Origin of the sequence: Mesorhizobium sp. B2-2-4, from assembly GCF_006442375.1 — a bacterium.
Taxonomy (GTDB): domain Bacteria; phylum Pseudomonadota; class Alphaproteobacteria; order Rhizobiales; family Rhizobiaceae; genus Mesorhizobium.
The window spans coordinates 205,106-227,093 of record NZ_VFWB01000007.1; the positions used below are offsets into that span (position 1 = coordinate 205,106).

23 protein-coding genes are annotated in these 21,988 nt (G+C 62.2%); 14 read left to right on the forward strand and 9 right to left on the reverse strand.

The genetic code is table 11. The features are described 5' to 3' along the window. The first annotated feature begins 30 nt into the window (after positions 1 to 30). The gene (locus FJ959_RS19570; RefSeq protein WP_224646253.1) at positions 31 to 1,419 is read left to right on the forward strand and encodes an MFS transporter; all 1,389 of its coding nucleotides are present in this window, start codon (positions 31 to 33) and stop codon (positions 1,417 to 1,419) included. 61 nt (positions 1,420 to 1,480) lie between these two features. Here the strand turns inward: FJ959_RS19570 and rpsI are convergent, their stop codons facing one another. The 4 genes from rpsI to FJ959_RS19590 form a co-directional block, all read right to left on the reverse strand. Beyond that, positions 1,481 to 1,963, reverse strand: coding sequence for a 30S ribosomal protein S9 (gene rpsI, locus FJ959_RS19575; protein WP_140493960.1), 483 nt, complete (start codon positions 1,961 to 1,963; stop codon positions 1,481 to 1,483). A gap of 1 nt (position 1,964) precedes the next feature. Continuing rightward, positions 1,965 to 2,429 carry a 50S ribosomal protein L13 gene (gene rplM / locus FJ959_RS19580; protein WP_010915638.1) on the reverse strand — a complete coding sequence of 155 codons (465 nt, stop codon included), beginning with the start codon at positions 2,427 to 2,429 and terminating at the stop codon, positions 1,965 to 1,967. Between the two features lie 273 nt (positions 2,430 to 2,702). After that, positions 2,703 to 3,275 carry a LysE family translocator gene (locus tag FJ959_RS19585; RefSeq protein ID WP_246671730.1) on the reverse strand — a complete coding sequence of 191 codons (573 nt, stop codon included), beginning with the start codon at positions 3,273 to 3,275 and terminating at the stop codon, positions 2,703 to 2,705. Between the two features lie 137 nt (positions 3,276 to 3,412). Next, the gene (locus FJ959_RS19590; protein ID WP_140493956.1) at positions 3,413 to 3,859 is read right to left on the reverse strand and encodes a PaaI family thioesterase; all 447 of its coding nucleotides are present in this window, start codon (positions 3,857 to 3,859) and stop codon (positions 3,413 to 3,415) included. Between the two features lie 152 nt (positions 3,860 to 4,011). Here FJ959_RS19590 and FJ959_RS19595 point away from each other — a divergent pair, with 152 nt between their 5' ends. The 6 genes from FJ959_RS19595 (at position 4,012) to FJ959_RS19620 (ending at position 8,439) form a co-directional block, all read left to right on the forward strand. Next, the gene (locus tag FJ959_RS19595) at positions 4,012 to 4,833 is read left to right on the forward strand and encodes an enoyl-CoA hydratase (protein ID WP_140493954.1); all 822 of its coding nucleotides are present in this window, start codon (positions 4,012 to 4,014) and stop codon (positions 4,831 to 4,833) included. Positions 4,834 to 4,844: 11 nt separating this feature from the next. Beyond that, positions 4,845 to 5,267, forward strand: a complete 423-nt coding sequence (locus FJ959_RS19600; protein WP_140515744.1) for a VOC family protein — start codon at positions 4,845 to 4,847, stop codon at positions 5,265 to 5,267. Continuing rightward, positions 5,267 to 6,049, forward strand: coding sequence for an AAA family ATPase (locus FJ959_RS19605; protein ID WP_140515746.1), 783 nt, complete (start codon positions 5,267 to 5,269; stop codon positions 6,047 to 6,049). Before FJ959_RS19600 ends, FJ959_RS19605 begins: the two co-directional genes overlap by 1 nt. Continuing rightward, on the forward strand, positions 6,046 to 6,567 hold the full coding sequence (locus FJ959_RS19610; RefSeq protein ID WP_140521835.1) for a CoA-binding protein: 522 nt from the start codon (positions 6,046 to 6,048) through the stop codon (positions 6,565 to 6,567). The genes FJ959_RS19605 and FJ959_RS19610 overlap by 4 nt, the downstream gene beginning before the upstream one ends. Positions 6,568 to 6,724: 157 nt before the next feature. Beyond that, positions 6,725 to 8,005, forward strand: a complete 1,281-nt coding sequence (locus FJ959_RS19615) for an O-acetylhomoserine aminocarboxypropyltransferase (RefSeq protein ID WP_140493947.1) — start codon at positions 6,725 to 6,727, stop codon at positions 8,003 to 8,005. 83 nt (positions 8,006 to 8,088) lie between these two features. Continuing rightward, positions 8,089 to 8,439 (forward strand): cupin domain-containing protein, encoded by a 351-nt coding sequence (locus FJ959_RS19620; RefSeq protein WP_181165167.1) that lies wholly within the window; start codon positions 8,089 to 8,091, stop codon positions 8,437 to 8,439. Positions 8,440 to 8,474: 35 nt separating this feature from the next. On the opposite strand, the gene FJ959_RS19625 is transcribed toward FJ959_RS19620, so the two are convergent. Continuing rightward, the gene (locus FJ959_RS19625; protein ID WP_140631577.1) at positions 8,475 to 9,725 is read right to left on the reverse strand and encodes a cytochrome P450; all 1,251 of its coding nucleotides are present in this window, start codon (positions 9,723 to 9,725) and stop codon (positions 8,475 to 8,477) included. 104 nt (positions 9,726 to 9,829) lie between these two features. Between FJ959_RS19625 and FJ959_RS19630 the strand changes: the two genes are divergently transcribed. After that, positions 9,830 to 10,933, forward strand: a complete 1,104-nt coding sequence (locus FJ959_RS19630; protein WP_140631580.1) for an FAD-dependent oxidoreductase — start codon at positions 9,830 to 9,832, stop codon at positions 10,931 to 10,933. Between the two features lie 2 nt (positions 10,934 to 10,935). Here FJ959_RS19630 and FJ959_RS19635 read toward each other — a convergent pair whose 3' ends face one another. Then, positions 10,936 to 11,526, reverse strand: a complete 591-nt coding sequence (locus tag FJ959_RS19635) for a hypothetical protein (protein ID WP_140493941.1) — start codon at positions 11,524 to 11,526, stop codon at positions 10,936 to 10,938. A 335-nt stretch (positions 11,527 to 11,861) separates the two neighbouring features. Here FJ959_RS19635 and clpP point away from each other — a divergent pair, with 335 nt between their 5' ends. The 4 genes from clpP (at position 11,862) to FJ959_RS19655 (ending at position 17,214) form a co-directional block, all read left to right on the forward strand. Beyond that, on the forward strand, positions 11,862 to 12,491 hold the full coding sequence (clpP, locus tag FJ959_RS19640) for an ATP-dependent Clp endopeptidase proteolytic subunit ClpP (protein WP_027028064.1): 630 nt from the start codon (positions 11,862 to 11,864) through the stop codon (positions 12,489 to 12,491). Between the two features lie 295 nt (positions 12,492 to 12,786). Then, positions 12,787 to 14,061: an ATP-dependent Clp protease ATP-binding subunit ClpX gene (gene clpX / locus FJ959_RS19645; RefSeq protein WP_140493939.1), complete on the forward strand. Its 1,275-nt coding sequence runs from the start codon at positions 12,787 to 12,789 to the stop codon at positions 14,059 to 14,061. A 272-nt stretch (positions 14,062 to 14,333) separates the two neighbouring features. After that, positions 14,334 to 16,745, forward strand: a complete 2,412-nt coding sequence (gene lon, locus FJ959_RS19650) for an endopeptidase La (RefSeq protein ID WP_140493937.1) — start codon at positions 14,334 to 14,336, stop codon at positions 16,743 to 16,745. Positions 16,746 to 16,941: 196 nt separating this feature from the next. Then, positions 16,942 to 17,214 carry an HU family DNA-binding protein gene (locus tag FJ959_RS19655; RefSeq protein WP_006201846.1) on the forward strand — a complete coding sequence of 91 codons (273 nt, stop codon included), beginning with the start codon at positions 16,942 to 16,944 and terminating at the stop codon, positions 17,212 to 17,214. A 93-nt stretch (positions 17,215 to 17,307) separates the two neighbouring features. Here the strand turns inward: FJ959_RS19655 and FJ959_RS19660 are convergent, their stop codons facing one another. Beyond that, positions 17,308 to 18,330 carry an aldo/keto reductase gene (locus FJ959_RS19660; RefSeq protein WP_140515754.1) on the reverse strand — a complete coding sequence of 341 codons (1,023 nt, stop codon included), beginning with the start codon at positions 18,328 to 18,330 and terminating at the stop codon, positions 17,308 to 17,310. A gap of 208 nt (positions 18,331 to 18,538) precedes the next feature. On the opposite strand from FJ959_RS19660, the gene FJ959_RS19665 reads away from it, so the two are divergent. Together FJ959_RS19665 and FJ959_RS19670 are read left to right on the forward strand one after the other, a co-directional pair. Further along, the gene (locus tag FJ959_RS19665; RefSeq protein ID WP_140515824.1) at positions 18,539 to 19,084 is read left to right on the forward strand and encodes an SIS domain-containing protein; all 546 of its coding nucleotides are present in this window, start codon (positions 18,539 to 18,541) and stop codon (positions 19,082 to 19,084) included. Between the two features lie 4 nt (positions 19,085 to 19,088). After that, positions 19,089 to 19,832, forward strand: a complete 744-nt coding sequence (locus FJ959_RS19670) for a creatininase family protein (protein ID WP_140515756.1) — start codon at positions 19,089 to 19,091, stop codon at positions 19,830 to 19,832. A gap of 45 nt (positions 19,833 to 19,877) precedes the next feature. Here the strand turns inward: FJ959_RS19670 and FJ959_RS19675 are convergent, their stop codons facing one another. Next, the gene (locus FJ959_RS19675; RefSeq protein ID WP_140515758.1) at positions 19,878 to 20,795 is read right to left on the reverse strand and encodes a carbohydrate ABC transporter permease; all 918 of its coding nucleotides are present in this window, start codon (positions 20,793 to 20,795) and stop codon (positions 19,878 to 19,880) included. A gap of 13 nt (positions 20,796 to 20,808) precedes the next feature. Then, a complete protein-coding gene (locus FJ959_RS19680) occupies positions 20,809 to 21,930 on the reverse strand; it encodes a sugar ABC transporter permease (protein ID WP_140515760.1) in 1,122 nt (373 codons plus the stop codon). Positions 21,931 to 21,988 lie beyond the last annotated feature (58 nt).

Genomic DNA, 21,988 nt, shown 5'->3' on the forward strand with positions numbered 1-21,988 from the left:
CGCAACGGTGTCAGGGGAAACCCGTTATCCATGGGCATGCCCGATACCATCGTTATCAAGCGCCCTGCCGCCTATGCCGCCACCGTTGCTGCGACCAGCCTCGGCTTCGTGGTCGTGCAGCTCGATGTCTCCATCGTCAACGTCGCGCTGAACAGGATCGGTACTGGGCTGTCGATGGGGGTCGGCGGCCTGCAATGGGTCGTCGACGCCTACACGCTTGCCTTCGCCTCGCTGCTGCTCGCCGGCGGCGCCCTCGGCGACAGGGTCGGCGCTCGCCGCGTTTTCGTTGGCGGCATGGCGCTGTTCAGCATTGCTTCGCTGGCTTGCGGCCTGGCTCAGAGTGCCTGGTTGCTAATTGCGGCGCGCGCTGCACAAGGCGCGGGTGCCGCCTTGCTGATGCCGTGTTCGCTGGCACTCCTCAATCGCGCCTACGCATCCGACAAGGCGCGCCGGGCACGCGCCGTTGGGCTGTGGACGGCGGCGGGCGGCATCGCGCTGTCGGCAGGGCCGGTGCTCGGCGGCTTCATGGTCGCGTCGCTTGGCTGGGCCAGCATCTTTCTGGTCAACCTGCCCATTGGCGCTCTCGCCATCTGGATGGCTTATCGGTTTCTGCAGGAAACGCCGCTCAAGGCCGAGCGGCCGCCGATCGACTGGGTGGGGCAGGGACTTGTCGTGCTGGCGCTGTTTTCGCTGACCGGCGCCTTTATCGAAACCGGTTCATCGGGCTGGACCTCGATGCCGGTCATCGGCGGACTGGTATTGGCGGCGGTGGCCGCAAGCCTGTTCCTGCTGGTCGAGAGCCGGACGAGGGCGCCGATGTTTCCGCTCGGTCTCTTTGCCAGCCGCGTGCCGGCTGTGACGAGCCTCGTGGGACTGGCCGTCAACCTGACGCTCTATGGCACGATCTTCATGCTCAGCCTGTATTTCCAGCAGGAAAGGCATTTTTCTCCCGAAATGACAGGGCTGGCCTTCCTGCCGTTCATGGCGGCAGTCACCCTGTCGAACATTGCCGCCGGGCGCATTGCCGCAAATCATGGCCCACGATCGCCCATGGCGATTGGCCTGTTCGTCGGGGCAGCCGGTTTCGGACTGATGGCGCTGATCCAGGCCGATACGTCCTACCTGTCGCTGCTGTGGCGCCTGCTGTTCCTGCCGGTCGGCATTGGTCTTGCCGTACCGGCCATGACCACCGCGCTGTTGTCTTCCGTGCCGGCGGAGATGTCGGGAACGGCATCGGGCGTGCTCAACACCGTGCGCCAGTCGGGTGGCGCGATCGGGGTGGCGCTGTTCGGATCCGCCTTGGCGCTGGGCACGATCGAGGGCATGCAACTGGCATTCCTGGCCTCGGCGCTCGCGGTGGCCGGCTCGGCACTTTGCGCGTTCCTGTTCATCCGCGACGCCGACCATTCCGCTCAATAGTGATGCGCAACGCAAAAAGGCCGCCCGGAGGCGGCCTTTCGGTTGTGAAGCTGCGATGCGCTTAGCGCTTCGAGAACTGGAACGAACGACGGGCCTTCGCCTTGCCGTACTTCTTGCGCTCGACGACGCGGCTGTCGCGGGTCAGGAAGCCGCCCTTTTTGAGCACGGCACGCAGCGCCGGCTCGTAATAGGTCAGCGCCTTGGAGATGCCGTGACGCACAGCGCCGGCCTGGCCCGAAAGGCCGCCGCCGATGACCGTGGCGACGATGTCGTACTGGCCCGAGCGGTTGGCGGCGATGATCGGCTGGTTGAGGATCATCTGCAGGACCGGACGCGCGAAATAGGTCGCGAATTCCTTGTCGTTGACGACGATCTTGCCCGAACCTGGCTTCACCCAAACACGCGCGATGGCGTTCTTGCGCTTGCCGGTGGCATACGCGCGGCCCGACTTGTCGAGCTTCTGGACATGGACGGGTGCCGCGGCCTGCGTATTGGTGTTGCCGGTGGCGGCGCCCAGTTCTGCGAGCGAGGAAAGCTCAGCCATCTTATGCGACCTTCTTGTTCTTGGAATTCAGCTTGGCCACGTCGAGGACTTCTGGCTGCTGGGCGACATGCGGATGCTCGGCGCCTGCATAGACGCGCAGGTTCTTCATCTGGCGACGGCCGAGCGGGCCACGCGGAACCATGCGCTCAACGGCCTTCTCGACGACACGCTCGGGGAAACGGCCTTCGAGCAGTTGGCGCGCGGTGCGCTCCTTGATGCCGCCGGGGTGCCCGGTGTGCCAGTAATAGACCTTGTCGGTGAACTTCTTGCCGGTGAACACCACCTTGTCGGCATTGATGACGATGACATTGTCGCCGTCGTCGACATGCGGGGTGAAGGTCGGCTTGTGCTTGCCGCGAAGATGATTGGCGATAACGGTGGCGAGCCGGCCGACGACGAGACCTTCGGCGTCGATCAGGATCCACTTTTTCACCACATCCGCAGGCTTCTGCGAAAAGGTTGTCATGTTTTCTGCTTTCGGTTCGGACCTTCCCCAATCCACAAACGATAAGGAAGGCGTTTCTTGTTGCTTGGATTGGCGAAAAGCGCTTGCCCGCCGCCAATAACAAAACGGCGGCCTTTGCGGGCCGCTGCTTCGTGAGGGCTTATAGGGGAGAGAGTAGCCCTCGTCAAGCATCATTGGGAGTCAACGAAATCGAAAAACCGTTAAATTTCAAGTGCTAAACTATGTGGTATTATTTTACAACACGGCCTACCGCCAAAACGGCTGGTATTTCGCTCACCGCCGGCCACTCGTCACTGCAAGCAGGAGTCTGATGCCAACGCCGACCATAATGGCTCCGGCCAGCCTTCCCTGCCACACGACGAAGCTGCTTCGGCGCGACAGCCAGCCGCCGACCGCGCCGGAGGTCAGCGCGACAGCGCCGAGGACAAACATTCCCATCATCTTCATAGTCGTGCCGAGAATGACGAACTGCAACGCCGCTGGACCGGCCCAAGGGTGAACGAATTGCGGCAGCACCGCTAACATGAAGGCAAGCGTCGTCGGATTGGTGAGATTGCAGATCATGCCCTGCCGGAAAGCGGCTGTAGTGCCACCGGTGTTGGCAAAGGCAAAGGTACGACTTTCATCCTGCCGGCGCGCCAGCAGGAATTTGACCCCGATGGCGATCAGATAGATGGCGCCGACGATTTGGAGAAAGCTGTAAAGAGGCGGCGAGGATGTGATCAGCGTGGCAAGTCCCATCGCAAGTAATGGAATTTGCACGACGCCGGCCGATACGCAGCCCGTCGCGGCCGCCAGCGCGTGGCGCCAGCCCTGTCCGACGCCGCGACTGATCACAAGCATCATATCGGGCCCGACGCCGGAAAGCTGGTAGGCAAGCACGGCGCCGAGAAAGGCAAGGTATGTGGTCAGATCGGGCATGCCGCAAAACGGACGTGTCGATCGGGAGTTCCGGCCAGGATGCCGGATCGGCCTTCTCCGTGTCAGCGTTTCGGCGGGATCGAATAGGTTCCGGTGGCGTGCGCCACTGTCTGCCCCTCCGGGCCGGCGACGATGTCGATGTCGAAGACCATCAGGTTCTTTCCGAGCTTCAGAATGCGGCAATGGCCATCGATCGGTCCTGCCTCGGCCTTGCGGACGAAATTGATGTTCAGATTGGTGGTGACCGAGAGCGCATCGGGCCCGGCATGGCTGAGCACGCAGACATAGCCGCCAATGTCGGCCAGCGTGAACAAGGCAGGGCCGGACACCGTACCGCCGGGACGCAAATGCCGTTCGCCGGCATTGAGCCGCACGGTGCAGCCGCCGGGAAACACGTCGGTTGCCTCAAAGGCCGCGCCCTTTTCGTTGAGCTGCGGAAACACGGTCTCCATCAGCGCATTGACCTGGGCTGCTGTCAGCACCGGCTCGAGCTTGGTCTGGGCGGGCATCTCGGTCCTCATTCTGCGCCAAGCCTGTATGGGCGAAGCGGCGCGTTTCTGGCAACACCTTCATCCTACTGGCGCAAGCGATACGGTGTTGATGAAACCCCAGCCGATATTAGATACCTTGCCAGCGGAACGGAATCGCGGAGACCTTAGCCATGGCCGAAATCCTTGCCATCAAGCCTGTCGCAGTTGAAGGGCCGGTTGTGGCTAGGCGCGACGAGGGCCTGCTGCGCCTGACGCTTGCCAATCCCCCCGCGAACGCGCTTTCCCTGGCGGCGATGACGGCGCTGACGGAGGAACTGGACCGTGCCAGGGCCGACAAGGCCGTTCGCGTCATAGTGCTGTCGGCGGCCGGAAAGGTATTCTGCGCCGGCCACGATCTCAAGGAGATGACAGCGCGCCGCGCCGACGCCGATCGCGGCAAGGCCTTCTTCGAAGAGACGTTTGCCGCCTGCGCTACGCTGATGCAGGCGATCGTGCGCCACCCCAAGCCGGTGATCGCCGAAGTGGATGGCCTTGCCACCGCCGCCGGCCTGCAGCTTGTCGCCAGTTGCGACCTCGCCATCGCCTCGCATGAGGCGACGTTCTGCACGCCGGGCGTCAATATCGGCCTGTTCTGCTCGACGCCGATGGTGGCGCTGTCTCGCAACGTCTCGCGCAAGCACGCCATGGAAATGCTCCTGACTGGCGAAACCATCGATGCCGCGACCGCCAAGGAGTTCGGCCTGGTCAACCGCGTCGTGCCGCGCGAGTACCTGAATCAGATTGTCAACAAATACGCCCAAACCATTGCTTCAAAATCATCTTCGGTGCTGAAGACCGGCAAGGAAGCGTTTTATGCGCAGGCCGAGATGGGGCTGGCGGATGCCTATGGCTATACTGGCCGGGTCATGGTCGAGAACATGCTGGCGCGTGACGCCCAGGAGGGCATCGGCGCCTTCATCGGCAAACGCAAGCCGGAATGGACCGACGAATAAGGACGAAAGTCATGGAGCCGCGCATCTCCATCATCACCATCGCCACCGATGATCTCGATCGTGCGGTGCGCTTCTACGAGACGATGGGCCTGAAGCGCCATGCGGGCATCACCGATGGCGTCGCCTTCTTCCAGATGGGTGGTGTTATACTCGGCCTGTTCCCGCGCGCCAGCGCCGAGGAGGATTCCGGCATCACCTTCGCCAAGGCGCCTGCCGCCGTCTATCTCGCCTACAACACCCGCTCCGATGCCGAAGTGGACGCGGTGCTTGCGATGGCTGAAGAGGCCGGCGGCCGCATCGTCAAGCCGGCAGGCCGTGCCTTCTGGGGCGGCTGGTACGGCTATTTCGCCGATGCCGACGGACATGTCTGGGAAGTGGCGCACAACCCGGCCTTTCCGATCACGGAAGACGGTACGATCTCGCTGCCCGATTGATGGCTTACCGCAGGCAGTTGACGCGGCTCAAGGCGCCCTATCTCAAGCGCATTCTGCTCGATTCCGAGCGGGTGACCGATTGGGAAAAATACCCGTGGAACCTGCCGCTGTTTCGTGGTCACGCCTTCGAACTCGAATTCACCACACCAATTACCATCATCGTCGGTGAGAACGGCACCGGCAAATCGACATTGCTCGAGGCGATCGGCGCGCTCGCCGGTTACGACGAAGCCGGAGGCGGCAAGGGCTACCGGCCTGTCGACCATTCCGGCGCCATCGACAGGAGTGGTGCCGCGCTGGCAGATACCTTCCGTGGCCATTGGTTGCCAAAAGTCACCGCCGGCTGGTTCTTTCGCGCCGAATCCTTCTACTCGGTGGCTCGCTATCTTGACCAGGTGGCCCTGGAAGATCCGTTCAAGCCACCTCCGCCCGACTTTCTGTCCTGGTCGCATGGCGAAGGGTTCATCCGCTTCTTCGAGGAACGTTGCCGCAGGCAAGGCATCTACATCCTCGACGAGCCCGAAAGTGCGCTGTCTCCATCGCGCCAGATCGAACTTCTCAAGATGCTGCGGCGCATGGATCGGTCGGGCACTGCGCAAGTGATCATGGCGACGCATTCGCCGCTGCTGATGGCCTGTCCAGGCGCGCGGCTGTTCCGCATCAGCCGGTTCGGGCTAGATTCGACCGATTTTCGTGATACGGACCACTTCCGCATGATGCGCGATTTCAGCAGTGATCCTGATGGCTTTCTCGCCGAGGCGTTGTATGAGGACGAGCCATGAATCACGATAGCTATGACAACGCCTACATCGCCGGCATCCTCAATTCGGTGAAGACCATCGCCATGGTCGGCGCGTCCGCCAACGACGTTCGTCCAAGCTATTTCGTGTTGAAATACCTGCTGGCCAAGGGGTTTGAGGTGTTCCCCATCAATCCGGGCCATGCTGGCAAGGAGATACTCGGCCGTACGGTCTATGGCAGCCTTGCCGAGATTGCCCAGCCCATCGACATGGTCGACATCTTTCGCGCCTCGGCGGCGGTGGCCGGCGTTGTCGACCAGGTACTGAAGCTCGATCCCCTGCCGAAAGTGATCTGGATGCAACTCGGCGTGCGCCACGACGAAGCCGCCGCACGCGCCGAAGCCGCCGGCGTTAAGGTGGTGATGAACCGCTGCCCCAAGATCGAATATGGCAAGCTGTCCGGCGAGATCGGCTGGACCGGGGTCAATTCCGGTGTGCTGTCGTCGAAGAAGCCGCTGATGCGGTCGGGATTCCAGAGTTTCGGCGTGCGGCAAAAATAGACAAGGGGAAGGCGCAAAATTATTCCGGCAGGAGCCGTATTTTCCTGCTGCCTGGTCGAAGATGACACGCCGAAGGGTATTTTCTTCTTTGCATTCGTGGTCGAGCTTGGCCAAGAATGGCCGGCGAATTTCAGAAGTTTTTTCGAGGGAGGTTTCAGTGACCCGCACGCCCGGTTTCAACACGCTCGCCGTCCATGCCGGTGCCAAGCCCGATCCGGCCACCGGCGCACGCGCCACGCCGATCTACCAGACGACCTCCTTTGTTTTCGACGACGCCGATCATGCCGCCTCGCTGTTCGGGCTGAAGGCCTTCGGCAACATCTACACCCGCATCATGAACCCGACGCAGGCGGTGCTCGAAGAACGCATAGCGGCGCTCGAGGGCGGCACGGCCGCCCTTGCGGTGGCGTCCGGCCACGCCGCCCAGGTAATCGTGTTCCACAATCTGTTGCAGCCGGGCGACAATTTCGTCGCCGCTAACAAGCTCTATGGCGGTTCGATCAACCAGTTCGGCCATGCCTTCAAGAACTTTGGCTGGGAGGTGCGCTGGGCCGAAGCGAACGATCCGTCAACCTTCGAGAGCCAGATCGATGACAAGACCAAGGCGATCTTCATCGAGAGTCTGGCCAATCCCGGCGGCACCTTCGTCGACATCGAGAAGATCGGCGACATCGCGCGTAAGCATGGCCTGCCGCTGATCGTCGACAACACCCTGGCCTCGCCCTACCTGATCCGGCCGATCGAGCACGGCGCCGACATTGTCGTCCATTCGCTGACCAAGTTCATTGGCGGTCACGGCAACTCGATCGGCGGCGCCATCGTCGATGGCGGCACGTTCGACTGGTCGAAATCAGGGAAGTACCCGATGCTGTCGGAACCGCGCCCCGAATATGGCGGCCTGGTGCTGCACGAAACCTTCGGCAATTTCGCCTTCGCCATCGCCGCGCGAGTGCTTGGCCTGCGCGATCTCGGCCCGGCGATTTCGCCGTTCAACGCCTTTCTCATTTTGACAGGCCTCGAAACCTTGCCGCTGCGCATGCAGCGCCATTGCGACAATGCGATCACCGTCGCGGGCTGGCTGTCCAACCATCCCAAGGTGGCCTGGGTCAACTATCCCGGCCTTCCCAGCGACAAGAACAACGCCCTGCAAAAGAAATACTCGCCGCAAGGCGCCGGCGCGGTCTTCACCTTCGGCCTCAAGGGCGGTTACGAGGCCGGCGTCAAATTCGTCGAAGCGTTGGAGTTGTTCTCGCATTTGGCCAATGTCGGTGACACCAAGTCGTTGGTCATCCATCCGGCGTCGACCACGCACCGACAGCTGTCCGACGAGCAGAAGGTCAAGGCGGGTGCGGGACCGGACACGGTGCGGCTGTCCATCGGCATCGAGGACGTCACCGACATCGTCGCCGATCTCGAACAGGCACTCGCCAAAGTTTGATCTATCCTCCCCCTCGTGGGAGGGTCGGCGCAAAACGCCGGGGTAAGGCGAGCCGGCCCGAGGCCGGTTCTTCATGGAGGCAAATCCTGTCCGAGCATTACCTGACGATATCGACGGATTCTGTCGACGCCGAAGAAGGCGCGCCGGCGCCCGATCGCCTGATCTCGGGCGATCCGAAATTCCGCACTTGGAACGTCGAGGAGCGCGAAGGCGGTCTTTATGCCGGTATCTGGGAATCGACTCCGGGCAAGTGGCGCATCGTCTACGACGAATGGGAATTCTGTCACATCCTTTCCGGCGTTTCGGTGATCGAAGAGGAGGGTGGCGAAGCGCGCACCGTCAGGGCCGGCGACAGCTTCGTGCTGCGACCTGGCTTCAAGGGAAGCTGGGAAGTGCTTGAAACCACCCGCAAGGAGTATGTGATCAGGCTGTGAGCTGCGCGCAGCTCACAGCTCAGGCCTGCGCTCCTTCAGAAGCCGACGGTGAGCGCTTCCAGCCCATGGAAATGATACGTGTCACGGAAGCTTGGGCTTTGGGCAAGACGGAGCTTTGGGTGCCGCTCGAACAAGGTTTTCAGCGACACCTGCAATTCGAGCCTGGCCAGGGGCGCGCAGATGCAGAAATGGATGCCGGCGCCGAACGACACGTTCTTCTGGTCGACACGACCCGGCCGGAAGGCCCGCGGCTCGGCAAAGGCATGAGGGTCATGGTTGGCCATGCCAAGCAGCAGACCGATCGTCTGGCCGGGCGGCACGACGATCCCGGGAGCGATTTCGATCTCCTGGTAGGCGTAGCGGGTGAACATGTGCAACGGCGCGTCGAAGCGCAGGCATTCTTCGACAGCGGCCGCTGTCGCCTCGGCTGAGGTGAAGAAACGGCGCGGGTCGCCACCTTGCGCCAAAATCGAGCGCACCGCATTGCCGGTCTGGTGCACGGTCGCTTCGTGGCCGGCATTGAGCAGCAGGATCGCCGAGGACACCATTTCGTCTTCCGACAATTTTTGGCCGTCCTCCTGCGCCGAGATCAGCAGCGACAGCAGGTCGTCGCCGGGATTTTTGCGCCGTTCGGCGATGGTGCCGCGCAGGAAATCGGCGAAATCCTGCGCCGCGCGATTGGCCGTCTCCTCGATCTCGCGAGTGCGGCCATGCACGTACATGGCGACCATTCGATGTGACCAGTCGAGCAGTTGCGGTCCCATTTCGACCGGCACGCCGAGCATCTCGGCAATGATGGTGATGGGCAGGGGAGAAGCGAAGGCGGGCAGCAGGTCGACTTGCTTGCCCGGCTCGAAACGATCGATCAGTTCGTTGGCGAGTGCCTCCACGCGCGGCCGCAGCCGCTCGACCTGGCGCGACACGAAGGCGCGGTTGACCAGTGTTCGAAGCTGCGTGTGTACCGGCGGCTCCAGTTCCAGCATGGAATTGGCTTCGATGCCGTCGAATGCCTTGAGATGTGTTCTATCCCGGCCGATGCCACGACTGTCGGGAATGCCCGCCGGGTTCTGGCGGCCGAAGCGGCGGTCGCGCAACAGCTTGTTGACGTCGTCGAAGCCGCCAAAGCACCAGAATCCGAATTCTTCCCAGAAAAAGGCATTCGATGCATCGTGCAGGAACGTGTAGGCCTCGTACGGATCCTGGAAGAAAGCCCGCTCGTGCGGGTCAAGCCTCAGGTGACGGGTCGCTGGATCAAAGGCGAGGTAGGATGGCGTCGATTTGGTCATGCCAGACCAATAGCGCGGCTTGCCAGCCTGGTTCCAGACCGTATGTTGGCGGCCGCAATCCAATGCGTTGAGCCAGCCGCAACGGCTGCGGAAAGTCTGATTTGATGAATGTGATCGTTGTCGGCGCGGGCATCGCCGGTCTCTCCACCGCATGGTCGCTGGTCAAGGCTGGCCATAGCGTTTCCATCGTCGAGCAGGGGCCGATCCCCAATCCGTTGGCGGCATCCGGCGACCATCACCGCATCATTCGCCGTGCCTACCGGGCCGGGACCGGCTACGGCCGGCTGATCAGCGAGGCCTATGAAGCCTGGGACGAAATGTGGGCCGACCTCGGCGAGAACCATCTCGATTCCAGGGGCTTCCTCTGCGTCTCGCGCGAGCCGGGCGACGAAGCCGAGGAATACCGGGAAGGGCTGGAGGAGGGAAACTATCCGTTCGACCTGCTGGAACCTGATGCCGCGGTCGAACGCTGGCCTTTCCTGGAGCCGGGCTCGTTCCGCTACGCCTACTTTTCGCCGGAAGGCGGCGCGCTGCATTGCCGCAAGATCGCGTCCGGCCTGGCCAAGTGGCTGCGCGCCAACGGCGCCAACGTCTACGAGAACAGCAAGGTGACGGCGGTCGACTCCGAGGCAGGGCATATCGTGCTCGCGTCCGGCGAGACGATGCAGGCCCACCGCATCGTCGTCGCTGCGGGCGCCTGGGTGCTGAAACTGTTCCCCGAACTCGGCGGCGAACTGAAGACGTACCGAACCGCGCTCGCCTATGTCGAACCGCCGGCGGACCTCAAGGCCGTCTGGGAAGTTGCGCCCGTGGTCCTCGATGTAGGTGGCAAGACCGACGGCTACATGATTCCGCTGACCCGAGGTGCCGGCATGAAATTCGGTTCAGGCCTGCACAGGGTGCCGACCAGCGACGCCGACTGGAACCGGCAGCCGGTGCCGGGCGAGGGCGAGGCGATCCGCAACCTGTTTTCACCGCCGATCGCCCGCATCGAGGAGTATGAGGTGACCGAAGTGGTCACCTGCGCCTACACATTCACGGACGATGAGAAATTCCTGGCGCATGAGACGGGCAAGTGCCTGATCGTCTCGGCCTGCTCGGGCCATGGCTATAAATTCGGGGCGGCGGTCGGCCGGCGTGTGGCGGCGGCTGTCGATGATGGCGATATTGCCGGCCTGAAACGTTGGTTGCGAGCCGAAATCGCCTGAATTCAGTCCTGGCAATGCCTGGGAATATGCACGCGCCGCCAGCCGGATGAGCCTTCGCGCACCAGCACGCGCCGCGCGACGGTCTGGTAGGCGCCGGGAATGTCGATGACGCGCCTTTGCTCCGGTCGCACCAGCACCTCCTCGGCGATCCTGTCATATTGCGCCGGAATGACGACGCGCCTTGTGCGCTCCGGCCGGATCACCACCGTTTCGGCGACGCGTTCATAGCGCGCCTTGTGCCGGACCTTGCACAGCACCTTGCGGCCGTGGATGACGCGCCATTCCCAGGAATAGCCGCCATCATCGACCTTGACTGTGTGGTAGACCGTACGGGTGATTGCGGGCACCACCTCATAGGTCACCTGTGCCGGAACCGTCATCACCACCCGCTCGCGCGTGCCGTAGATCGGCGCTTCATAGTCGACCTGCTGGCTGGGCGGACTGATCATCACGTCCTCGTAGACCGTGTCATAGACATCAGGCGTTTGGACCGGCTCATAGCATTCGACGGCGCGGCCGCCGGCCGCCGTCTGCGAAATCGAGCCGAGCATGGTCAGCCCGGCCATGGCGAAGCATGCGGTTTTCCTGGACATGACGTTCCCCCTGTTGAACCGCGGACACAAGTTCAACGTTGAATTGTAGGGGAAGCGGTCCGCGAGAAAAGCGGGTTCGGCGCATTCGTTAAGTGACGCGGTTAAGAAACTGCTACCTGTCAGGCCGCAGGTGCCGTCGCGAGCCGGCGGAAGCGCCCGCCGTTGCGAATCTCGCCTGGAAAGCTTGATTCGACTTACCCAGATGGCTAGGAGGGGTCGGCCTTGCACAAGGATGAGCCGGCATCCTATTTACACAATAACGATCCAGAACCGATTCTGCCCGAGTTGCCAGCATGTCCGGCGCCGGAATCCCACCGCGAGACAAGAGATAACGAATGAAGAACCCCGTCGAAACCTACATGAACCTCGTTCCGATGGTGGTCGAACAGACCAATCGCGGCGAGCGGGCCTACGACATTTTCTCGCGCCTCCTCAAAGAGCGCATCATTTTCATCACCGGTCCGGTCGAGGACGGCATGGCGACGCTGGTCTGCGCGCAGCTTCTGTTCCTGGAAGCCGAGAATCCGAAGAAGGAAATCAACCTCTACATCAATTCGCCCGGTGGCGTCGTCACCTCGGGCATGGCCATCTACGACACCATGCAATTCATCAAGCCGGCCGTGTCGACGCTGTGCATCGGCCAGGCGGCCTCCATGGGCTCGCTGCTCCTGACCGCCGGCCACAAGGACATGCGCTTCGCCACGCCCAACGCCCGCATCATGGTTCACCAGCCGTCCGGCGGCTTCCAGGGCCAGGCGTCCGACATCGAGCGTCATGCCCAGGACATCATTAAACTGAAGCGCCGCCTCAACGAGGTGTACGTCAAGCACACCGGCAAGAGCTACGACGAGATTGAAAAGACGCTCGACCGTGACCATTTCATGACCGCGGACGAGGCCAAGGACTTCGGCCTGATCGACAAGGTCATTTCGTCGCGCGAAGCGGCCGAAGGGGCGCTGGCATAACGGCATATTGGCAGTTGGATGGCGGCATCACGCGCTTTTGGCGCGTCTTGCGGCATTTCGGCCACAATTGGCTGTTCCCTCGACGATCGGGATTGCCTACGTTAAGGCTATGTTGATTTTCGACGGCTTAGCTTTGTGTGGGGTTGCTGCGAATCATTGCCACGTTTTCTGATTTGTGTTTCGTACGGAATACGTTGCGGGAGCCGGGATACTGGCGGCGGCGGATTCCCGCGATAAATAGAGTATGCGCCCTTTCAGCCAGACCATCGGCGGGCGGCCATGAAAGGACATGAAAATGAGCAAAGTCGGCAACAACAGCGGCGATTCCAAGAACACGCTTTATTGCTCGTTTTGCGGCAAAAGCCAGCATGAGGTGCGCAAGCTGATCGCCGGCCCGACGGTCTTCATCTGCGACGAATGCGTCGAGCTGTGCATGGACATCATCCGCGAGGAGAACAAGACCTCGATGGTGAAGTCGCGCGAGGGTGTGCCGACCCCGCAGGAGATCCTCAAGGTTCTCGACGACTACGTTATCGGCCAGCCCTACGCCAAGCGCGTGCTCTCGGTGGCCGTCCACAATCACTACAAGCGCCTCGCCCATGCCGGCAAGAACAACGATGTCGAACTGGCCAAGTCCAACATCCTGTTGATCGGCCCGACCGGTTGCGGCAAGACGCTGCTGGCGCAGACGCTCGCCCGCATCATCGACGTGCCCTTCACCATGGCCGATGCCACGACGCTGACCGAGGCCGGCTATGTCGGCGAGGACGTCGAGAACATCATCCTGAAGCTGTTGCAGTCGGCCGACTACAATGTCGAACGCGCCCAGCGCGGCATCGTCTACATCGACGAGATCGACAAGATCTCGCGCAAGTCCGATAACCCCTCCATCACCCGCGACGTGTCGGGCGAGGGCGTGCAGCAGGCGCTGTTGAAGATCATGGAAGGCACTGTCGCCTCGGTACCGCCACAGGGCGGCAGGAAACATCCGCAGCAGGAGTTCCTGCAGGTCGACACCGCCAACATCCTGTTTATCTGCGGCGGCGCCTTCGCCGGGCTGGATAAGATCATATCGGATCGTGGCCGCAAGACCTCGATCGGCTTCGGCGCCACCGTGGCATCGCCCGAGGATCGCCGCACCGGCGATGTCTTCCGCCTTGTGGAGCCAGAGGATCTCTTGAAGTTCGGCCTCATTCCCGAGTTTGTCGGCCGTCTGCCGGTCCTGGCGACGCTGGAAGACCTCGACGAGCCGGCGCTGATCCAGATCCTGACCGAACCGAAGAACGCACTGGTCAAGCAATACCAGCGGCTGTTCGAGATGGAGAATGTCGACCTGACCTTCCACGAGAACGCATTGTCTGCGATCGCCAAGCGCGCCATCGAGCGCAAGACCGGCGCGCGTGGCCTGCGCTCCATCATGGAAGCGATCCTGCTCGACACCATGTTCGAACTGCCGGCGCTCGAAGGCGTGCGCGAAGTGGTGATTTCGGAAGAAGTGGTGACCGGCAGCGCCCGGCCGCTCTACATCTATTCCGAACAGAAGGAAAAGAAGGGCAATGTCAGCGCCTGACATGCCACTTGAGCCCATATTTTTGTGGAACGGCGCCCTCGGGGCGCCGTTTTGCCATGAGGGGCGTGCGACCTTCGTGATGGAATGGAAAGCCGGCGATGTTAACTCTTGATCTTTGGCCCTCCTGCATCCACCTAACATGGGAAGGCCGAGGTGCCCGATTTCTGTGCTGTAAAACTCCCGTCACAACGGTGGTAGGCGGAACGATCCCCGGTCGTTAATATAAGATTCGCGGTTGGCCGATTGGCGGCCGCGACATGAAAGGTTGGACAATGGCCAAAATAACCAAGGCTCCCAGCGACGGCGTCTTCGCAGTCCTCCCACTGCGCGACATCGTGGTGTTCCCGCACATGATCGTTCCGCTCTTTGTCGGGCGTGAAAAGTCGATCAAGGCGCTGGAAGAGGTGATGGGTCAGGAAAAGCAGATCCTGCTCGCCACCCAGATGAATGCCGCCGATGACGATCCGGAGCCCGATGCCATCTTTGATATCGGCACGCTCGCCAACGTGCTGCAATTGCTGAAGCTGCCCGACGGCACCGTCAAGGTGCTGGTCGAAGGCGCCTCGCGCGCGAAAATCACCGCCTTCACCGACCGTCCCGACTTCCATGAGGCCCGCGCCACCGCGCTGGTCGAGCCGGAAGAGGAAGAGGTTGAGGTCGAGGCGCTGGCTCGTTCGGTCGTCACCGACTTCGAGAACTACGTCAAGCTCAACAAGAAGATCTCGCCCGAGGTGGTTGGTGCCGCCAGCCAGATCGACGACTATTCCAAGCTCGCCGACACGGTCGCTTCGCACCTCGCCATCAAGATCCCCGAAAAGCAGGAGATGCTGGCCACGCTCTCGGTCAAGGAGCGGCTGGAAAAGGCGATGGGCTTCATGGAGGCCGAAATCTCCGTCCTGCAGGTGGAGAAGCGCATCCGCTCGCGCGTCAAGCGCCAGATGGAGAAGACGCAGCGCGAATACTACCTCAACGAGCAGATGAAGGCGATCCAGAAGGAGCTCGGCGAAGGCGAGGATGGCCGCGACGAGGCCGCCGAGATCGAGGCCCGCATCAAGAAGACCAAGCTCTCCAAGGAGGCTCGCGAAAAGGCGGAAGCCGAATTGAAGAAGCTGAGGACGATGTCGCCTATGTCGGCGGAATCCACCGTGGTGCGTAATTATCTCGACTGGATCCTGTCGATTCCGTGGGGCAAGAACTCCAAGGTCAAGCAGGACCTGGCGTTCGCGCAGAACGTGCTCGACACCGACCATTTCGGTCTCGACAAGGTCAAGGACCGTATCGTCGAGTATCTCGCCGTGCAAAGCCGCCAGAAGAAGCTCAAGGGGCCCATCCTGTGCCTCGTCGGCCCTCCCGGCGTCGGCAAGACCTCGCTCGGCAAGTCGATCGCCAAGGCGACCGGCCGCGAGTTCATCCGCATGGCGCTGGGCGGCGTGCGTGACGAGGCCGAGATCCGCGGCCACCGGCGCACCTATATCGGCTCGATGCCCGGCAAGGTCATCCAGTCGATGAAGAAGGCGAAGAAATCCAATCCGCTCTTCCTGCTCGACGAGATCGACAAGATGGGCCAGGATTTCCGCGGCGATCCGTCGTCGGCTTTGCTGGAGGTGCTCGACCCCGAGCAGAACTCGACGTTCATGGACCACTATCTGGAGGTCGAGTACGACCTGTCGAGTGTGATGTTCGTGACGACGGCGAACACGCTGAACATCCCTGCGCCCTTGATGGACCGCATGGAAATCATCCGTATCGCCGGCTACACCGAGGACGAGAAGATCGAGATCGCCAAGCGGCATTTGCTGCCGAAGGTGGTGCGCGATCACGCGCTGCAGCCGAAGGAGTTCTCCGTCAGTGAGGACGCGATCCGCGCCATCATCCAGACCTACACCCGTGAAGCGGGCGTCAGGAGCCTGGAGCGCGAGCTGATGAAGCTCGGGCGCAAGGCGGTGACCGAGATCCTGAAGACGAAGAAGAAGACTGTGAACATCACGGCGGACAATCTCGCCGATTATCTCGGTGTTCCGCGCTTCCGCTTCGGTCAGGTCGAGGCAGACGACCAGGTCGGCGTCATCACCGGACTTGCCTGGACGGAAGTCGGCGGCGAGCTGCTGACGGTCGAAGGCGTCATGATGCCCGGCAAGGGCCGCATGACGGTGACCGGCAATCTGCGCGACGTGATGAAGGAATCGATTTCGGCGGCGGCCTCCTATGTCCGCTCGCGCGCTCTCGATTTCGGCATCGAGCCGCCGCTGTTCGACAAGCGCGACATCCACGTCCACGTGCCGGAGGGTGCCACGCCCAAGGATGGGCCGTCGGCCGGTGTGGCGATGGCGACCGCGATCGTCTCCGTGCTGACCGGCATTCCGGTCAGGGCCGATGTCGCCATGACCGGCGAGATCACGCTGCGCGGCAGGGTGCTGCCGATCGGCGGTCTGAAGGAGAAGTTGCTTGCCGCACTGCGCGGCGGCATCAAGAAAGTGCTGATCCCGGAAGACAACGCCAAGGATCTGGCGGATATTCCTGACAACGTGAAGAACGGTATGGAAATCATCCCGGTCTCGCGGGTCGGCGAGGCGTTGCGCCACGCGTTGGTGCGTATGCCGGAGCCAATCGAATGGGTCGAACCGGTCAATCCTCCTGCCGCGACGGACACTGCGGATGACGCCGGAAAGTCGCTTGCGCATTAGTTCTTGCTAAAGTTGCAGCGCACAAACAGAAAGCCGGGCCTCGCGCCCGGCTTTTTCATGTGAAAAACCCCGGAATTCCGGGCTTTTTTCCATTCTTTCCCGGCTTTTCGACTTGGTTGCGCGAGCGCTTCTTTCTAAAGTCCGTTTCCTGCCGGATGAGTCGTGAGTTCCGGTGTTCTCATGGAAGGGAATTTTTATGAACAAGAACGAACTGGTGTCCGCTGTTGCCGACGCCGCGAGCATTTCGAAGGGTGACGCGCAGTCGGCTGTCGATGCGGTATTCTCCGTCATCACCGGCGAACTGAAGAAGGGCGGCGATGTCCGGCTTGTCGGCTTTGGCAATTTCACCGTGTCAAAGCGCGCAGCCTCGACCGGCCGCAACCCTCAGACCGGCGCCGAAGTAAAGATCCCGGCGCGCACCGTGCCGAAGTTCTCGGCCGGCAAGGGTCTCAAGGACGCCGTCAATTAAGCGCCTTTTTTAAATTTCAAAATATCAGAAAAGCCGGGCAAGCCCCGGCTTTTCTTTTGCGCTCCTACTGGTCGATAGGTTCGTGATTGCGAGCTACCCGGTCGGCGCGTCCGCCCGCATCAGGCCGTCCTTCTTCAGGTCGGCCCAGAGTGCCGCCGGCAGTCTCGCATCGAGCAGTGACCGATTGCTTTCGACCTCGCTTGGCCGCTGGCCACCGGGGATCACCGACACGACGGACGGATGCAGCAACGGGAACTGCAGCGCTGCTTCGATCAAGCGCACGTCATGCCGTCGGCAGACCGCCTCGATGCGCGCCACCCGGTCGAGCACGTCCCGCGGCGCTTCGGTGTAGTTGTAGAAGGCACCCGGCTTCGGCCCCGTGGCCAGGATTCCGGAATTGTAGGGGCCGCCCAAAACGATGCCGATGCCGCGCTTCTGGCAGAGCGGCAGGAAGGATGTCAGCGCCTCCTGCTCGAGCAGCGTATAGCGGCCGGCGAGCAGGAACAGATCGAAATCACCGCGCTCGGCCAATGTCTGGGCAACCTGCCATTCGTTGATGCCGCCACCGAAGGCCTTGATGACGCCCTGGTCGCGCAAGGCAAGCAGCCCGTAATAGCCGGAGCGCATAAACTCCTCTATGCGCTGGTCGGACGCTTCCTTGCTGCCATGGGTGAAGATGTCGACGTCGTGCACGAACAGAATGTCGATGCGGTCGACGCCGAGCCGTTCCAGGGACGCTTCGAAGGAGCGCATCACGCCGTCATAGCTGTAGTCGTAGACCTCCTTGCGCGACGGCGTGTCGAAGAACTTGCCGATGCCGGTGCGCTCTTGCGGCGGACAGGCGCGCATGATGCGGCCGACCTTGCTCGACAGCACGTAGTCGTCGCGCTTCTTGCCGCGCAGGAAGGGGTTGAGCCGCGTCTCCGACAAGCCAAGCCCATAGAGCGGCGCGGTGTCGTAATAGCGGCAGCCGGTCGCCCATGCAGCCTCCAGCGTCGCATTGGCGTCCTCGTCGGAGACCGCGCGGTAGAGGTTGCCGAGCGGCGCCGTGCCGAAGCCGAGTTCGGTGAAGCTGATGCCGCCATTGCCGATGCGGTCGAAATGCCGTGTCTTCATATCCTGCCGTTTGCCTCATTGATTTGTCTGACATGACACTATCACGCTCGTGGCACAGCAAAAGCGCGCAGGGGCGTTGGACACGGATTTTGGCGGTGATAGCATGAATAAAAACAAGCTGTTCGGGGAGAGACGTGACCGGGAATTTCCACTCTTCTTCGACCTCGGATCGTTGGACGGCACCGTCGTGAGCGATGGGGGCTCGCAGATGTTCAGGACCGCTCTGGACGAGCTCGGCACTGTGCTGGCGCGCGTCGACGACGGCCGGATCGATGCCGCCTGCGAGATGCTTGCAGGAGCACGGCAGATCGTCGTCTACGGCTGCGGCCGCGAGGCCTTGCAGGTCAAGGGCTTCGCCATGCGGCTCCATCATCTGGGCCTGCCGGTGTCGGTGGTCGGTGACATGACCACGCCGCCCGTGGCGCAGGGCGATGTCTTCCTGGTCAGTTCCGGGCCTGGAGAAACCGCGACCGTGCTAACCCTGATGCAGGTGGCGCGCCAGGCCGGCGCGACGGTTCTGCTTCTGACCGCTCAGCCCGGCGGCAGTGCAGCGCGCTTGGCCGACTTCACGCTGCTCGTGCCGGCGCAGACCATGGCCGACGACCAGGGTCCGCAAAAAACATCGGTCCTGCCGATGGGATCGGTGTTCGAAGGCGCGCTGTTCCTGCTGTTCGAGGTCATGGTGCTGAAACTCAGGGGTCTGACCGCGGCCTCGCCGGAGGCGATGCGGGCCCGTCACACCAATATGGAGTAGTGCGATGCGCTACGAGTTGATGCTGCCGCACCAGATCCGCAAGGCGATCGCCCAGAACTGGCCGATCGCCCTGCCGCTCGGCGTGCTCGAATACCATGGCGAGCACATGGCGGTCGGCATGGACACGCTGGCGGTCGTCAAGACGCTGGAGCTGTTTGAGAAGGAGCGGGAGATCGTCATCCTGCCGCCCTTCTACTACGGCGCGGCGAGCTACGCCGTGGCGCCGCCGGAGGGCACAGGCTCGGTGCAGGTTGGCGGCAATCAACTGGCGCCCTTCGCGGAGGAACTGTTCTACAGCCTGCTGCGCATCGGTTTTCGCAACATCCACGCCATAATCCACCACCAGACCGAGAATTTCGCCGCCGGCATGCCGACCGATCTCGCCTTCAAGGCCGCCGGACGTCAGGCGATCTTCCGCTTCCTTGAGAAGGAACGAGGTGAAGGCTGGTGGGGCTCCGAGGCGATGGCCGCCTACTATGCCGAGCATGCCGAGGGCAGCAATTTTTTCAACTGGGTGCAGGTGCATCCGCTGATGCCGGCCGAGATGAACGGCAAGTACCCGTTCGATCATGCCGGCATCGGCGAGACCTCGCTGATGCTGGCGCTATGCCCTGAGGCTGTCGATGCCGGCCATTTCGCCGACAATACGAGCTGGTATACGGCCAGCGCTCCGGATGCCTCGGCTGCGCTCGGAGCAGAGGGCGTTGCCATGATCATGGATCACCTGCGCACGATCCTGAGGGGCTAGCGCGGTTCTCCTTCTCCCTTGTGGAGAAGGTAAGGACGGCGCCGCCTATTTCACCGCTCCCGCGGTCATACCCATGATCAGGTAGCGCTCCAGCGCGATGCCGATGACGGCCAAGGGCGCGATTGCCGCCGTGGCAAGCGCTGCCATCGACCACCAGTTGATGCCTTGCGAACCGGTCTGGCTCGCCACCATGACCGGAATTGTCTTGGCGTCGGTCGAGGTCAAAAGGGCGGCGAAGAAATACTCGTTCCAGCACAGCACCATCGCCAGGATGAAAGCCGCGACCATGCCGGGCAGGGCGATCGGCATGACGATGCGAAAGAACGCGCCCCAGATCGACAACCCGTCGACGAGGGCCGCTTCCTCGAGCTCGACCGGGATGGAATTGAACTGGTCGCGCATGATCCAGATGACGATCGGCAGCACCATCAGCGTGTAGAGCAGGATCAGCCCGATGCGCGTGTCGAGCAGTCCGACTTCGCGGTAAAGCACCAGGAACGGCAGTGCGAGCACGACCGGCGGCAGGATGAGCTGCGACAGGAAGAAGAAGGAAATGTCCTCGTTCTTGAACCAGGCGAAGTGATAGCGGTAGCGCGTGAGGCCGTAGGCGGCGAGGCTGCCGATGACGATGGCGAGGCTCGACGCGCCGACCGAAGTGATGACCGAATTCATGAAGCGCTTGAAGAATTCGTCGCGGACGGTCGACGTCTGGAAGATCGAATCCGGCGACAGGCCAAGCGATCGCCAGCCCTTCCAGTCCGGCTGGAAGTCGACGAAGGGGATCAGATGCCCCTGGGTCACGTCTACCGCCGACTTGAACGAGGTCGTGATCGTCCAGTAGATCGGAAAGAGGCAGATGAAGGCCCAGAACACAAGCGCGCCATAGATGAAGACGCGGCTGGTGATGAAGCTCGCCGGTGAGCGGATTTCGGAGACGGTATAGTCGGTGGTCTGAACGCTCATGATCCCTGCCGCACTAGTTCACATTGCGCACGAAGCGGTTGGCGACCTTCAGCAGCCAGGTCACGAACACCACGATGATGACGAGATAGGCCATCGCCAGCATCGTGCCGTAGCCGACATTGGAACGGTCCCGGTACTCGCGATAAATAAAGCTCGACACGGAATCGGTGGCGCCGCCGGGACCACCCGAGGTGACCGTGATGATGATGTCTGCCAGTTTCAGCTTGAAGATGATGCGCAACACGACGGCGGTCACCGACACCGGCAGCATCAGCGGGAAGGTGACCTGCCAGAAGGTTTGCCAGGCCGTGGCGCCGTCGACGCGCGCGGCCTCCAGCACCTCGCGCGACATCGCCTGCAGGCCGGCAAGCAGCATGATCATCATGAAGGGGATGAAGGTCCAGGCGTCGAGCATCATGATCGAGATACGGGCGGTGATCGGGTTGGAGAAGAAAGCGGGGTTGTCCCAGCCGAGGTGGCGGGCCAGCGTCGCCGCCGGCCCGAACCGGTACTCCATCAGCGATTTGCCAATCATCCACGAGACCGCGACCGGCGACAGCATCAGCGGCATCAGGAAGACGACGCGGAAGAATTTGCGCGCCCGGATCTGCGCGTTGAGCAGCAGCGCCAGGCCGAAGGCGATGACATATTCGACCAGCACCGCCAGCACATAGAGCACCATGTTGAACAGCGCGTTGCGATAATAGGGATCGCCGAGCATCTGCCAGAAATTGTCGAGCCCGTTGAACTTGCGGCCCGAGAATGAACTCAGGTTCCAGTCGGTCAGCGCGATGTAGAAGCCGAACAGGGTCGGGAAGATCACCATGGCGATGGTGAACAGCAGCGCCGGCAGCAGGAACAGCGCCCGCTGGCCGTCTTCGCCGCGCGTCAGCACCTGGCCGACGCCGAGCGCCACGCCCCACAGCACATAGGCGTAGACCACGGGCCGCCATGTCTCGAAGCCGATCGTGTCGACCTCGCTCTTGTAGAGGACTTGCACCAGGATCGTTGCCAGAAGGCCGAGCGTCGCGACGGCCATCAGGGCCCAACCAAGCCGTTTGCGGCCGGGCGGGATCAGATCGGTCGGTACGGAATTTGCCGGCCACGCATTCGTGGTCGAAGTCTGGTCAGCCACGCCTCTTGCCTCTTTTGCGCAAATGACCGGCCGAAGCCGGCCGAGATACGGCCCGGCG

Excerpts from the sequence above, each read along its gene's own strand:
- FJ959_RS19570 (WP_224646253.1), top strand. The coding sequence starts at position 31 with ATGGGCATGCCCGATACCATCGTTATCAAGCGCCCTGCCGCCTATGCC.
- rpsI (WP_140493960.1), bottom strand. The coding sequence starts at position 1,963 with ATGGCTGAGCTTTCCTCGCTCGCAGAACTGGGCGCCGCCACCGGCAAC.
- rplM (WP_010915638.1), bottom strand. The coding sequence starts at position 2,429 with ATGACAACCTTTTCGCAGAAGCCTGCGGATGTGGTGAAAAAGTGGATC.
- FJ959_RS19585 (WP_246671730.1), bottom strand. The coding sequence starts at position 3,275 with ATGATGCTTGTGATCAGTCGCGGCGTCGGACAGGGCTGGCGCCACGCG.
- FJ959_RS19590 (WP_140493956.1), bottom strand. The coding sequence starts at position 3,859 with ATGCCCGCCCAGACCAAGCTCGAGCCGGTGCTGACAGCAGCCCAGGTC.
- FJ959_RS19595 (WP_140493954.1), top strand. The coding sequence starts at position 4,012 with ATGGCCGAAATCCTTGCCATCAAGCCTGTCGCAGTTGAAGGGCCGGTT.
- FJ959_RS19600 (WP_140515744.1), top strand. The coding sequence starts at position 4,845 with ATGGAGCCGCGCATCTCCATCATCACCATCGCCACCGATGATCTCGAT.
- FJ959_RS19605 (WP_140515746.1), top strand. The coding sequence starts at position 5,267 with ATGGCTTACCGCAGGCAGTTGACGCGGCTCAAGGCGCCCTATCTCAAG.
- FJ959_RS19610 (WP_140521835.1), top strand. The coding sequence starts at position 6,046 with ATGAATCACGATAGCTATGACAACGCCTACATCGCCGGCATCCTCAAT.
- FJ959_RS19625 (WP_140631577.1), bottom strand. The coding sequence starts at position 9,725 with ATGACCAAATCGACGCCATCCTACCTCGCCTTTGATCCAGCGACCCGT.
- FJ959_RS19630 (WP_140631580.1), top strand. The coding sequence starts at position 9,830 with ATGAATGTGATCGTTGTCGGCGCGGGCATCGCCGGTCTCTCCACCGCA.
- FJ959_RS19635 (WP_140493941.1), bottom strand. The coding sequence starts at position 11,526 with ATGTCCAGGAAAACCGCATGCTTCGCCATGGCCGGGCTGACCATGCTC.
- clpP (WP_027028064.1), top strand. The coding sequence starts at position 11,862 with ATGAAGAACCCCGTCGAAACCTACATGAACCTCGTTCCGATGGTGGTC.
- clpX (WP_140493939.1), top strand. The coding sequence starts at position 12,787 with ATGAGCAAAGTCGGCAACAACAGCGGCGATTCCAAGAACACGCTTTAT.
- lon (WP_140493937.1), top strand. The coding sequence starts at position 14,334 with ATGGCCAAAATAACCAAGGCTCCCAGCGACGGCGTCTTCGCAGTCCTC.
- FJ959_RS19655 (WP_006201846.1), top strand. The coding sequence starts at position 16,942 with ATGAACAAGAACGAACTGGTGTCCGCTGTTGCCGACGCCGCGAGCATT.
- FJ959_RS19660 (WP_140515754.1), bottom strand. The coding sequence starts at position 18,330 with ATGAAGACACGGCATTTCGACCGCATCGGCAATGGCGGCATCAGCTTC.
- FJ959_RS19665 (WP_140515824.1), top strand. The coding sequence starts at position 18,539 with ATGTTCAGGACCGCTCTGGACGAGCTCGGCACTGTGCTGGCGCGCGTC.
- FJ959_RS19670 (WP_140515756.1), top strand. The coding sequence starts at position 19,089 with ATGCGCTACGAGTTGATGCTGCCGCACCAGATCCGCAAGGCGATCGCC.
- FJ959_RS19675 (WP_140515758.1), bottom strand. The coding sequence starts at position 20,795 with ATGAGCGTTCAGACCACCGACTATACCGTCTCCGAAATCCGCTCACCG.